This is a genomic window from Nocardia spongicola (assembly GCF_047200775.1).
Taxonomy (GTDB): Bacteria; Actinomycetota; Actinomycetes; order Mycobacteriales; family Mycobacteriaceae; genus Nocardia.
The window spans coordinates 1-13,037 of sequence record NZ_JBJZOO010000002.1 but is presented as its reverse complement, the minus strand read 5'-3'; the positions used below and the strand labels follow the sequence as shown (position 1 = coordinate 13,037).

Below are 13,037 nucleotides of genomic sequence, written 5' to 3'. Positions count from 1 at the left end.
GGTTACCCTTGCGGCCGGCGGGCGCCGGTGCTCACCGGATCATTCGGCGTCGATGATGAAGGCTTCGAGCTGTGCCCGAGCGACGTCGTCGGGGAGCTGCTGCGGCGGGGACTTCATCAGGTAGGCCGATGCCGGAATCACCGGTCCACCGATACCGCGGTCTTTGGCGATCTTCGCCGCGCGCACCGCGTCGATGATGATGCCCGCCGAGTTCGGCGAGTCCCACACCTCGAGCTTGTACTCCAGGTTCAGCGGCACATCGCCGAAGGCACGCCCCTCGAGGCGGACGTAAGCCCACTTGCGGTCGTCGAGCCAGCCGACATGGTCGGACGGGCCGATGTGCACGTCGTTGGCACCGAGTTCCTTCTTGAGGTTGCTCGTGACAGCCTGGGTCTTGGAGATCTTCTTCGATTCCAGGCGCTCGCGCTCGAGCATGTTCTTGAAGTCCATGTTGCCGCCGACGTTGAGCTGCATGGTGCGGTCGAGCTGCACGCCACGATCCTCGAACAGCTTGGCCATCACCCGGTGGGTGATAGTCGCGCCGACCTGGCTCTTGATGTCGTCACCGACGATCGGCACACCGGCCTTGGTGAACTTCTCCGCCCACACCGGATCGGAAGCGATGAACACCGGCAATGCGTTCACGAACGCGACGCCGGCGTCGATGGCGCACTGCGCGTAGAACTTGTCGGCCTCCTCCGAACCAACGGGCAGGTAGGACACCAGCACATCGACCTTGTTCTCCCGCAGCACCCGCACCACATCGGCCGGTTCCGCCTCGGACAGCTCGATGGTCTGCGCGTAGTACTTGCCGATACCGTCCAGTGTCGGGCCGCGCTGCACCACAACATCGGTCGGCGGTACATCGGAGATCTTGATCGTGTTGTTCTCGCTGGCGAAGATCGCCTCGGCCAAGTCGAAGCCGACCTTCTTCGCGTCCACGTCGAACGCGGCGACGAACTTGACATCGCGAACGTGGTACGGGCCGAACTTCACGTGCATCAGACCGGGAACAGTGGAGGACTCATCCGCGTCCTTGTAGTACTGCACGCCCTGGACCAGCGACGAGGCGCAGTTACCCACACCAACGATGGCGACGCGAACTTCTGTGGCGCTGTCAACCTTATTGACGTCACTCATGGCCGATATTTCCCTCTTTCTGTGGTGCCGTCTTCGTCGATTGCTCCGCCGCAATCAACTCGTTGAGCCAGCGCACTTCGCGCTCGCTTGATTCGAGTCCGAGCTGGTGGAGCTGCCTGGTGTAGCGATCCAAGGAGCCACTGGCCCGCTTGATCGCTTCCCGCAGCCCCTCTCGGCGTTCCTCGACCTGACGCCGCCTGCCCTCCAGAATCCGCATCCGCGCTTCCGCGGGGGTGCGACTGAAGAAAGCCAGATGAACGCCGAAGCCGTCATCGGTGTAGTTCTGCGGTCCGGTGTCGGCGAGTAACTCGCTGAACCGCTCCCGCCCTGCCGGAGTCAGTTGGTAAACCCGGCGCGCACGGCGTGTCGCCGCACCTGCCGGGGTCTCCTCGGCGATCAACCCATCCATTCGCATACGACGCAGCGTCGGGTAGAGCGATCCGTAGGAGAAGGCCCGAAACGCCCCTAGCAGCCCCGTCAGCCGCTTACGCAGCTCGTAACCGTGCATAGGCGCTTCGAGGAGCAGCCCGAGGATTGCCAGTTCGAGCACCGGGCTTCACCCCCTGACTGTGGCACAAACCTAACCGATAGATGCAATGAACATTATATCGGAGCGATACATCAATAGCAGGCCATCCGAACGACACGCTGGTTCGCGCGCATATCAGGACCGGACAATCCCCACAGCCAGGGGCGGCCCGATTCCGACACCGCTACTCTGGTTCTCGTGCGAATTCAGCGGCAAGTGGTCGACTACGCCCTCCGGCGGCGGTCTCTGCTGGCTGACGTCTATGCGGGCCGCGTCGATGTCGCCGAGGTATGTGATGCCAATCCCTATCTGTTGCGTGCGGCGAAGTTCCACGGCCGAGGCAGCGAGGTCACCTGCCCCATCTGCCGAAAAGAACAACTGACCCTCGTATCCTGGGTCTTCGGTGACGGGCTCGGGCCGGTCGCCGGATCAGCTCGCACACCCGAGGAGCTTGTGCGCTTGGCCGAGACCCGTGAGGAGTTCTCGGTCCATGTGGTCGAGGTATGCCGGACCTGTAGCTGGAACCATCTAGTGCAGTCCTATGTACTCGGCTCCGCGCCCGCACCGCCGCGGCGCCGCACCGGGACACGCTCGAACCGGCGCACCGCTGCCGAATGAAGTGCCTGATCACCCGCCCATCGGGTGACTGGCGGAGCGTGTACTCCTCCGCTGCGGTGGCCACTACCGCTGATAGTCACCTGGACCGCTACGAGTTATGGAGATCGTGTCCGTGAATTCGCCTTACGAGCCTTCCCCCTATGGCGATGACCCGCATGGCGGCCGTCCTCAGCGGAGTGCACAACCAGGTCCCAACCCGTACCGCAACCCTCGGCCAGGGCCACCGCCCGGCCCGAGGCCAGGGCCGCCGACAGGCCCACGTCCCGGTGTCCCGTTTCCTGGCGAGCCGCGCGGCGCGCAGCCCCCACGCCGTCCCGGCCCCCCGCCACAGGGGCGCCCGGCCCAGGAAGGCCGTCCCATCCGGCCCGGACGCGCACCGCAGCCGAATCGCGGCGCGTCCGATAAGCACCCCCCCGGTTCTCAGGCGACCCAGAAGTTTCAGCGTCCCGGATCACCGAACGCGGCGGCGTCCGAACGCAACCGGCGCGATCCGTCCGGTTCGCGCCCGGCCACCGGCCCGCGTCCCGCCGCACGCCGCGACAACCGTGAGGCCTCCCGCCCCACCACCGGCGAACGCCCCGCCGCGCGCCGCGACAACCGTGAGGCCTCCCGCCCCACCACCGGCGAACGCCCGGCCATGCGCCGTGACAGTCGTGACGCCTCCCGCAACAGACCCACCACCGGCGAACGTCAGCGGGTCGCAGGCGCTCCGCCATCCGGTCCACCACCGCGCCGTAACGGCGGCGGTAACGGTTCCGGTGGATCGGGCGGCAGGCGTAAACCGGCACCGTCGAAGAAGAAGTCGCGCTGGCGCATTGTGCGCCGTACCCTCTACGTTCTCATCGCGCTGTTCATCCTCGTGCCGAGCGGCCTCTTTCTGGCCGCCTACACAACAGTGTCGGTACCACGGCCCGGCGACCTGAAAACCAATCAGGTTGCCACCATCCTGGCCACGGACGGCACCACCGTGCTCAGCAAAGTCGTTCCGCCGGAAGGCAACCGGACCGATGTCACCATCGAGCAGATCCCGCCGCACGTACGCAATGCGGTGATGGCGGCCGAGGACCGGGATTTCTACACCAATCCCGGCTTCTCGTTCACCGGCTTCGGGCGCGCTGTCCTCGGCCATCTCCTCGGTAAGGAGAGCGCGGGCGGTGGCTCCACGATCACCCAGCAGTACGTGAAGAACGCGCTGGTCGGTGACGAGCGCTCGCTGTCACGTAAGGCGCACGAGCTGGTCGTCTCGATCAAAATGGCCAATCAGTGGAGCAAGGACGATATCCTCGCCGCCTACCTCAACACCATCTACTTCGGTCGCGGCGCCTATGGCATCGATGCCGCGGCCAAGGCCTACTTCGGTAAGCCGGTAGAGGAGCTGAACGTCGCCGAAGGGGCGATGCTCGCAGGCACCATCCAGCAGCCGTCCTCACTGGACCCGGAGCAGAATCCGGAGGGCGCGCGGACCCGCTGGAACTATGTGCTCGACGGTATGGTCGCCACCGGTAGCCTCCCCGCAGCCGAGCGGCAGGATCTACAGTTCCCCACCGTCGTCCCCCTCGCGTCGACCATAGACAAGGAACTGGATTCCGGTCCCGAGGGCCTGATCAAGACGCAGGTGCTCAAAGAGATCGCCGCGGCGGGCATCAGCGAACAGCAGCTGAATACCGCGGGCCTGCAGATCACCACCACCATCGACCCGAAGGCACAGCAGGCGGCCGTCGACGCGGTGACCAAGAACATGCAGGGCGAACCGGAGAAGTTGCGTACCGCCGTCGTCTCCATCGATCCGCGCACCGGGGCGGTGCGCGCCTACTACGGCGGCAGCGACGGCCAGGGTTACGATTTCGCCAACGCCGGCCTGCAGACCGGGTCCTCGTTCAAGGTCATCGGCTTGGCGGCGAATCTGGAACAGGGGATCCCGCTCTCCCAGATGTACGACAGCTCACCGATGACCGTGAACGGCATCAAGATCACCAATGTCGAGGGTGAGCAATGCGGCACATGCACCATCGCCGAAGCGCTGAAACGCTCACTGAACACCAGCTTCTACCGGATGCAGCTGGATATGCAGAACGGTCCGCAGAAGATCGCCGATATGGGTCACAAACTCGGCATCCCGGAAACCATTCCTGGAGTCGGCGAGACCCTGACCGAACCAGACGGCTCCGGCCCGAACAACGGTATCGTGCTCGGTCAGTACCAAGCCCGGCCGATCGACATGGCTTCGGCCTATGCGACTTTGGCTGCCTCCGGGATGTACCACGCACCACATTTCGTGTCGAAGGTAGTCACCGCCGACGGACAGGTCCTGTTCGACCGAGGTGAGGTAGCCGGGGAACGGCGCGTATCGGCCGCGGTGGCCGACAACGTCACCGCGGCGATGAAGCCCATCGCCGCCTATTCACGCAACCATGGCCTCGCGGGCGGTCGTGAATCGGCGAGTAAGACCGGCACCGCGCAACTGGGCGATACGGGCGAGAACAAGGACGCCTGGATGGTCGGTTACACCCCATCCTTGTCGACCGCGGTGTGGGTGGGTACCACCGACAACTCCCCACTGCGTAACTACAACGGCAGCATGATCTATGGTTCGGCCCTGCCCTCCGATATCTGGAAGGCGACTATGGACGGTGCGTTGGAAGGCACCACACGCGAGACATTCCCGAAGCCGGCGGCGATCGCGGGTCAAGCCGGTGTTCCGGCATGGACAGCGCCCTACACCCCGCCGTCGACCACCGAGCCGCCACCGCTGCTGCCCCCGATCGTGATCACACCGACCCAGGTGCAGCCCCTGCCCGACCTGCTGCCAGGCTTCACCATCCCGATTCCCGGTATCCAGCCCGCTCCGCAGCCGCAGCGGCAACCGCAACGCCAGGAACAACAGCAGCCGCAAGAACCGGACCCCGGCCCGCTGCCAGGGCAGCCGGTGGCCCCCTCGGATGGCGCAGGCACGTCGAGGCCGACGCAATAGCAGTCCCAGGCCATCAGCCGTGCCCGGGTAGCCTCGGATCCCGTGACCGATCAGCAGGTAGTGGAGCCACAAACGCTCAGGAGGACGCCGCTATCCGGCCGCGCGGGCGTCGGCAGGACGCACTACACCGCACCTGCCGCGCTCGCACCGGATCTCCGCTCGGCGGATACCCGAGACCGGCCGAGCCGTAACGACTCCCTCACCGCACAGCTGTCCACGGTGGTCGGCGGGCCGGTCGGTAAGCATGCCCTGATCGGGCGGACCCGATTCTGGACACCGATGCGAGTACTCCTCGCCTTCGCGGTCGTGTTTCTCGCGCTCGGCTGGTTCGGCAAGGCGGGCTGCCTCCAGCAGACCACCGGGGCGGATGGCCGCCTGACCCTCGATTGGAGCGACAGCCGCCAGTACGTGGCCATGTGCTACTCGGACACCGTGCCACTCTATGGCGCGGAACGATTGAACGAAGGCGCCTTCCCCTATAAGAAACAGTGGACCGAGCAGGCCCCGGACGGTGGACAGCAGACGCGGTACATGGAGTACCCGGTGCTCTCGGGCCTGTATCAATACCTCGCGATGCGGATTGCCAAGAGCTGGGATGCTTCCCCGTTGCCCGGTGCGTTGCAAGTGGTGATCTACTTCAACGTCGTCGCGTTCGGCCTGGCGATAGCCTGGCTGGTCACCATCTGGGCCGCCGCGCTATCGGCCGGTCGAAGGATATGGGACGCGGCGCTGATCGCCTGCTCACCCTTGGTGATCGTGCACATCTTCACCAATTTCGATGCTCTCGCCACAGCTTTCGCCGCGACCGGCCTGCTCGCCTGGGCCCGGCGTAAACCGGTACTCGCCGGGATCCTGCTCGGCCTCGGCGGCGCCGCCAAACTGTATCCGCTCTTGCTGCTCGGCCCCATCGTTGTGCTGTGCCTACGCGCCGAGACGACATCTCGCCTACCGCTTACCAACAACAACCTGCGAATACGCGATATCGACAGCTGGTCGGCCCTGCTGGTCTGGATACGCGAGACACCCCACCGCCTCCGGGCAGGCAATGCCAGGCCGCTCGGCGCCGCACTCAACACCGTATCCGCCGCACTGGCTACCTGGGTGGCGGTGAACCTGCCCATCGCCGTGCTGTATCCGGACGGATGGCGAGAATTCTTCCGGCTCAACACCACCAGGCACGCCGATCCCGATTCGATCTACAACGTGATCACCTCGTTCACCGGCTGGCCCGGCTTCGACGGCGTGCTCGACCACAGCCAGCAACCGAGCATCCTGAATATGGTCTCCCTGCTGGCGTTCGTGGTGGCGTGCGCACTGATCGGCTATATCGGCCTCACCGCACCGCGGCGCCCACGCCTGGCGCAACTGTGCTTCCTCGTGGTCGCGGCATTTCTGCTGACCAATAAGGTGTGGAGCCCTCAGTACTCGCTATGGCTGGTGCCACTCGCTGTGCTCGCGCTGCCGCACCGGCGCATCCTGCTGGCCTGGATGACCATCGACGCACTGGTCTGGGTACCCCGCATGTTCTACTATCTCGGCGCACACCCCGCGAACAAAGGTCTGCCCGAACAGTGGTTCACCGGCACCGTAGTGCTACGCGATCTAGCGGTAGCGGGGTTGTGCGCGCTGATCGTGCGCCAGATCTATCGTCCGGCGGAGGATCCGGTACGACGCAACTACATCGACGATCCGGTGGGCGGTATCCTCGACCGGATGCCCGATCCGCTGTCCGGATGGTTGCCCGCACCACTGCGGCCACGGACCGCGGTGGCACGCGGCTGAGACGGGTCCATCCGCTTACCGGGTCCGCAAGAATCGTGCCCGCTGGTCCGGTTCCCGTGGCAGCAGATCGAGATCCAGCTGCCATGCGCTGCCGGTCCACGGATCGAACAGCGGAGTGGCACCCGCGACAGGAAGATGCTGACACAACCTCGACAGCATCGCCACAGTGGTACCGACCACCGCCGAATCGACGGCGCCGATGATCACTGTGGACAATCCGAGCGCCGCACCCTTGGCGATCAGCACGCCGAGACGCTGCGCGTCCGAACTCTGGTATCCGTGTGGGAAATCCGCCGCCAGGAGGACCCGATGCGTGCTCGGTGGCATAGCGGCGCCACTGAGCTGAGCCAATTCCGCGAGTTCGGCGGCATCGACCAAGGCCTGCAATCGTGCCGAGATCTCGGTGTGGTCGGTAATCGGCGGACCGTTCAACACCGGAGTGAGCAGATCGGTGAAACCACTGAACGCGCCGGTCATATCGATGATGTCGACCAGTGTTCGCCGCTGCGGTGCCGCGGCGAGCAGTCGCGCGAGCAACGCGCCTACCACGGGGGCGACCGCATGGGTCGATTCGGTGTCGATCCACAGCGGCCGATTGAGCGGCACCGGAACGCAATACGGGATACGCAACGGTCCACGATCGAGTGCGTAGAGCTCACCGAGCCGGATGCCATCGCTGACCGTGGGCGGCCCATCCCAGGCAGGCGAACCCCATGAGGCCAGTGCGGGCGGCAGCACCAGATCCGCCTCGGCGAGTTCGCGGACCAGTTGTTCGGAATCGCGCTGATGGTTGCGCTCGGCAGTCTCGATCAGTTCGTCATTGCGCCGCTGCGCGACCCGGCATGCCTCAGCGGCCGCAGGACTGTTCCTGGTCGCCGGATCGGAGACGGCGAGCGAAAGCTCATTGTCCAATCGCTGCGCCGCGTACTCACGCGCCGAGATCAACGCGGCGGCCGATCGTGCGGCATCCTCGAAGATCATCCACAGCCGTTCCAATCCGTGCCCGACTTCCAGCGGAGTTCCCGCCGGGGCAGTGCGCGTCTCGTCCACCGGATGACTGGACAGAGCATAGGCACCGGACCTCGCTGCCTGATGTCGTTCCTCGGATGCGCCGCCCGCGCCCCTATCGGCACCGCCCTCGGCCCCATCCACGTCCACACCGTGCGTTGTGAACAGCACCGCGAGCCCGCCCGCGTATCCCTGGCCGACCGCACGCAGCTTCCAGCCTGGACCACGCCGGTATACCTCGAGGCAGATCAGCGCTGTCTCACCGGATAGTGGGGTGATCGGGAATTCCGCGATCACCCCACCGTTCTCGGACAACGTCGCCAGCACCGGACCGAGCCGCTCCGGTCGCGGGGGAGTACCCGGGTCCGCGCTGACCACCAACAGCACCGCCGCGGCATCGGGACGCACCGCGGCGGGCGTGATCGTAATCCCGTCGGCGGCCGCGACCACCCCGGTGGTGGCGGGTTGGTTGTAGAAAACGGCATCGGCACTGGAGTGCACTTTCAGATTCGCGTCGACAACCAGCGCGCACATATCGAGAGCGGCATCGGCTTTCGCACTGAAACGCACGGTCGCACCGGTCAGGGGGATATTCTGACCGGCCGTCAGCTCAATCACGTAGTCTTCCCTGCTATTCGCGCCGCCGCTCAACCATCGACGCACTCAACCACCGGCATGCTCAACCGTTGACGAGGAACCGGCCGAGCTGCGGGATCGCTTCGCCCGGATGCTTGGCCTGGAACCCCTCGCCGAGCGCCTGCAACTTCCAGTCGTTGCCCCTCCGGTACACCTTGGCCATCGCCATCGCGGTGAACGGCATACCGCCCGCCATGGTGTACCGGGCCAATTCGCCGTTGTTGGTGCCGTCGACCAAGCGGCAGAAGGCATTCTGCACCTGTTCGAAGGTATGGCCTTTATAGGAGGTCACAATGAACAGCAGTGTGGTCACATGCGCCGGGACGCGAGTCAAGTCGACCAGGATCACCTCATCGTCCCCCGCACCTTCACCGGTGAGGTTGTCACCTTGATGGCGGATCGAACCATCCTTGGAGGTCAACTGGCCGTAGTAGGCGACATCCACCGGATTCATCTCGGCGAATAGGACGACCGCCGCATCGAGGTCGATATCGACGGTACGGCTACCGAACATGCCACGGCTACGCACCGGATCCCAGCCGAGACCCATCTTGACGAAGGTCAGCGCGGCACCCTCTTTACGGAGTGTGACCTGCTGGCCCTTGACCAAGCTGACCGGCCGATCCTTGCTCAAGCTGACTTCGCCCGCAGGCTCGGGCGGAGCCTGCGGCGGGTACCCACCGGTGCCCTGACCAGGCGGTGGGTACCCCGGCCCACCCTGCGGCGGATAACCCGGGCCTCCCGGCGGCGGGTACCCCGGCCCACCCTGCGGCGGGTAGCCCGGACCTCCCGGCGGCGGGTAGCCCGGACCCCCTGGCGGCGGATACGCGCCCGACGGCGCGTACTGCGGCGGCTGCTGCTGGGCCGGAGCGGCCTGCTGCGGATAACCCGCTTGCTGTTGCGGCGGCGGAGCCTGAGCGGGCTGCTGAGCCTGAGCGGGGGCATCGTCGACAGTGACACCGTGATCGGTGACCAGCGCGGCGAAACCACCCGCGTAGCCCTGACCCACCGCGCGCACCTTCCAAGAGCCTTGGCGCCGGTAGAGTTCGAGCGCGATCACAATCGACTCGGTGTCGAGTCCGTCGATCCGGTACTCGTACAAGTGATTGCCCGCCGTATCGGACACGATCGCGACCGGGGCGGGAAACCTGCCGAAATTGCTGGTGGCGTCGTCCAGCGTGATCACAGCGCGGATCTGGTCGATATCGGCGGGCACCGCGGACAACGACACCGCCAGCGAGGCGGGCTGTCCTGCCGGGGCGGGCTGCAGATTCACACCGGGGCCGCTCGGCTGGTTGAAGAAGACGAAATCCGCGTCGGAGCGGACCTTACCGCGCTCGGTGACCAGTAGCGCCGACAGATCCGCCGGTGCCGTGAGCTGGATGGAAATCACCACATCATTGGTGTCCAGCGGACCGTTCTGACCCTTGACGAGTGTTGCGGACAAGTTCGGACCCTTCGCTTGTCGGTGTGTTCGCCTGACACTCTACGAGAAACCCGCTCGGTGCCGCGGATCCTGAACGACCGCGATACCCCGACACCCGCGAAAAGATCGGTTAAGGTGACAACACGCGCAGGGAATACGCGATAGCACCATGACCCGTCGAGACGGCAGGCAAACACGCCATGGCGCAATTGTTCGAGCAATCGAAGAAGGTGATCGAGGCCCAGCTCGCCGGAACCGGACTACGAGCGGTCTCCGGTTCGATGATCGCCTACGAAGGAAATATCCAGTTCAAGGCAGCCGGATTCGGTGGCGGCGACGGGGTTCTCGCCGGGCTCAAGCGCCGGGCGACCGGTGAGAAGCTGTCGCTGATGGAGTGCTCCGGTCAGGGCAGGGTCTTTTTCGCGGTCGATGGCCAGCACGTCACCGTGGTCGATCTGAACAACGAGACGCTGCAGGTGGAATCACAACAGCTACTGGCCTTCGCCGGAAATCTGCGCACCGATGTACGTTTCGCCGGTGTCCGCGGCGCGTCCACCGGCCAGGGACTGTTCACCACGACCGTATCCGGGCACGGTCAGGTCGCGCTGCTCTCGGCTGGTGGGCCGCTCATCCATCTCGCGGTGACACCGCAGTACCCCCTCGTAGTGGATCCGGATGCCTTCGTCGCCGCGCGCGGAGACCTCAGCCACTCGTTCGTCACGGACGTATCCTGGCGCAGTGTGGTCGGCCAGGGTGGAGGCGAGGCATTCTCCTTGCGCTGGGAAGGTCGAGGTGTGGTGTCGATCCAGCCGGCAGAACGGTAGGACGCGATGTTCGAGAAGATCAACGACAAGGTGGTCAAGGCCGACCTCGCCGCGGCCGGTAGCGTAATCGCCCGCAAAGGCGCGATGCTCTATTACACCGGCGATGTTTCCTTTGCGCCACACCAGATTCCGGGTATGCAGGCAATGGGTGGTGCGGGCGGCCTGATGCGGTTGGCCGGGCGCGCGATGGCCGGTGAGCACGAGCACACCATGCTGGCGCAGGGCAGTGGGGAAGTGCACTACGGGTTCGCTGGGCTGGAAGTCCATGTGGTGCGGATAGAGCCAGGTGCGACGCTACGCGTCGAGGCGTCGCGGCTGTTGGCCAACACCGCGAGCCTGCAGAGTTCGGTGGTCTCGGTACTGAGTTCCGGCGGTGGCGGCGGCGGTGGCCTGATGGGCGCGCTACGCGGTGCGGCCTCGGGCACATTGACCGGTCAGGGCATGTTCACCACCCAATTGTCCGGGCAGGGCGCCGCAGCGCTACTCGCGCACGGCGGGTTCCTGGAACTGTCCGTCGGCGGACCGAATCCGATCGTGGTCGACCCGCAGGCTTTCGTCGCTGCCTACGGTGCGGTGAATACCGAACTGAAGACAGCGCTGAGCTGGCGAGACGCTGTCGGACGTGGTTCCGGTGAGGCGATGCAATTGCAATGCACCGGACAGGGTGTCGTCTACATACAAGCCTCCGAAGAGAAGTTGTGATCATGTCCGAGATCCTCGATCCCACGAATCTCAGCGCGAGCGACAATATCCCGGAAAACAGTTACGCCTATTGCATCGACCTTGACCGCCCGTGGTTCATGCGCAAGGGCGCGATGATCGCCTACTACGGGGATATGCGATTCCAGACGCTCACCCATGGGCTACAGGGTGATCTGCTGCAGATGGTGGCACAACAGTTCTCCGCACCGCTGTTCACCGGCGACTACGTCGTCGCGGAAGGACACGGCAAGCTGATCATCGGCGACCGTGGCTACGACATCAATTCCTATGACCTCGAAGACAACGGCAACCTGACCATTCGAGCGGCGAACTTGCTGGCCTTCGAACCGGGACTGTCGCTGAATCAATCCATCGTGCCCGGCTTCCTCACCCTTATCGGCACCGGCACCTTCCTTGCCTCCTCCAACGGACCGGTCATATTCGCCGAACCACCGCTGCGAGTGGACCCGGAATCACTGGTGGGATGGGCTGACTGCCCCTCACCGAGCCATCACTACGACCAACGATGGGTATCCGATTTCCTGGCCGCGGGCGCGGCGCGCTTCGGGGTCGGCTCCGGTGAGGAACGCCAGTTCGATTTCACCGGCAAGGGCACCGTCCTGATCCAGTCCAGCGAGAAAGTGCTGAACGATTCGGGACTGGTACGCGATATCGAGGCACAGCTGCACAGCGGCATCACCGTGGACGGTCTGCAACGGTTACACGGGGTGATCGCGCAGCAGCTGAGCGCACAGCAGCAGTAACGAGTGCGCCGATCGGTGCGGAGCCGGCGAAATCGCTCGGCCACGGTTGGCCGTGATCCCATCCGAACAGGCATAGTCCCCCGCGTGGGGGATTCGATACCGCCACGTAGCTGTATACCCTGCCCATGTGTCGATGCCTCTCCGTTCTCGTATCCTTCGCCTACCGCTGTTGGCCGTGGCCCTGGCAGCGGTAGCGGCGCCCGCCAACGCAGCACCGATTTCCCCTGGTTCAGCCGGGTCCGAGGCACCACAGTTCCTCGGCACACCCGCCACCGCCAACCCGATCACGGGCATCCCCCCGATCCCGCAGAATCCGTACCTGGCGCCCAACGGTGACTCTGGCATCCACGGCGACGGGTGGATGAGCGATACCTACACCCGCCCAGGCCCGCTCGGCCTGGCACCGCAAACCAACTCGCTACAACTGCTCAGCGAATGCGCTTCGATAGCCTTCGACCGGGCCGGTCGCATCGTCGCCACCTGCATCGGCCTGAACCCCGGCCTGTATCTCATCGACCCAGCGACCATGACCGTCCTCGGCAAACACGCCCTGGAAGGTAAGAGCCCCGTCGATCTGCTGCAGCCGGGCGCGCTGACCAACTTCGGTGGTGGCGCCTATTTCTACCTGGACAACAAT

Annotated in this window: 11 protein-coding genes and 1 pseudogene; 7 read left to right on the top strand and 5 right to left on the bottom strand. The window is 65.1% G+C overall.

Features of this window, described 5'->3' with window-relative positions:
* Positions 1-39 precede the first annotated feature (39 nt).
* The gene (locus ACL02S_RS05090; RefSeq protein WP_412801122.1) at positions 40-1,140 is read right to left on the bottom strand and encodes an inositol-3-phosphate synthase; all 1,101 of its coding nucleotides are present in this window, start codon (positions 1,138-1,140) and stop codon (positions 40-42) included.
* Complete coding sequence (locus ACL02S_RS05085) at positions 1,133-1,690, bottom strand: PadR family transcriptional regulator (RefSeq protein ID WP_412801121.1); 558 nt, start codon at positions 1,688-1,690, stop codon at positions 1,133-1,135. Before ACL02S_RS05085 ends, ACL02S_RS05090 begins: the two co-directional genes overlap by 8 nt.
* Before the next feature lie 177 nt (positions 1,691-1,867).
* Between ACL02S_RS05085 and ACL02S_RS05080 the strand changes: the two genes are divergently transcribed.
* On the top strand, positions 1,868-2,287 hold the full coding sequence (locus ACL02S_RS05080) for a DUF5318 domain-containing protein (RefSeq protein WP_412801120.1): 420 nt from the start codon (positions 1,868-1,870) through the stop codon (positions 2,285-2,287).
* 438 nt (positions 2,288-2,725) lie between these two features.
* Here the strand turns inward: ACL02S_RS05080 and ACL02S_RS24380 are convergent, their stop codons facing one another.
* Positions 2,726-2,926: a hypothetical protein gene (locus ACL02S_RS24380; RefSeq protein WP_503129047.1), complete on the bottom strand. Its 201-nt coding sequence runs from the start codon at positions 2,924-2,926 to the stop codon at positions 2,726-2,728.
* Between ACL02S_RS24380 and ACL02S_RS05075 the strand changes: the two genes are divergently transcribed.
* Positions 2,925-5,258, top strand: coding sequence for a transglycosylase domain-containing protein (locus tag ACL02S_RS05075; protein WP_503129046.1), 2,334 nt, complete (start codon positions 2,925-2,927; stop codon positions 5,256-5,258). The genes ACL02S_RS24380 and ACL02S_RS05075 overlap by 2 nt on opposite strands.
* 42 nt (positions 5,259-5,300) lie before the next feature.
* Entirely contained in the window at positions 5,301-7,040 is a 1,740-nt protein-coding gene (locus ACL02S_RS05070) for a glycosyltransferase family 87 protein (RefSeq protein WP_412801119.1), read from the top strand.
* A gap of 15 nt (positions 7,041-7,055) precedes the next feature.
* Here ACL02S_RS05070 and ACL02S_RS05065 read toward each other — a convergent pair whose 3' ends face one another.
* Positions 7,056-8,666 (bottom strand): TerD family protein, encoded by a 1,611-nt coding sequence (locus ACL02S_RS05065; protein WP_412801118.1) that lies wholly within the window; start codon positions 8,664-8,666, stop codon positions 7,056-7,058.
* A 61-nt stretch (positions 8,667-8,727) separates the two neighbouring features.
* Positions 8,728-10,131 (bottom strand): TerD family protein, encoded by a 1,404-nt coding sequence (locus ACL02S_RS05060; protein WP_412801117.1) that lies wholly within the window; start codon positions 10,129-10,131, stop codon positions 8,728-8,730.
* 179 nt (positions 10,132-10,310) lie between these two features.
* On the opposite strand from ACL02S_RS05060, the gene ACL02S_RS05055 reads away from it, so the two are divergent.
* The 4 genes and pseudogenes from ACL02S_RS05055 to ACL02S_RS05040 all read left to right on the top strand — a co-directional run.
* A complete protein-coding gene (locus ACL02S_RS05055) occupies positions 10,311-10,934 on the top strand; it encodes an AIM24 family protein (protein WP_412801116.1) in 624 nt (207 codons plus the stop codon).
* A gap of 6 nt (positions 10,935-10,940) precedes the next feature.
* Positions 10,941-11,636, top strand: coding sequence for an AIM24 family protein (locus ACL02S_RS05050; RefSeq protein WP_412801115.1), 696 nt, complete (start codon positions 10,941-10,943; stop codon positions 11,634-11,636).
* 2 nt (positions 11,637-11,638) lie between these two features.
* Positions 11,639-12,400: an AIM24 family protein gene (locus ACL02S_RS05045; protein WP_412801114.1), complete on the top strand. Its 762-nt coding sequence runs from the start codon at positions 11,639-11,641 to the stop codon at positions 12,398-12,400.
* Between the two features lie 127 nt (positions 12,401-12,527).
* A pseudogene (locus ACL02S_RS05040) lies at positions 12,528-13,037 on the top strand (hypothetical protein); the annotation flags it as partial.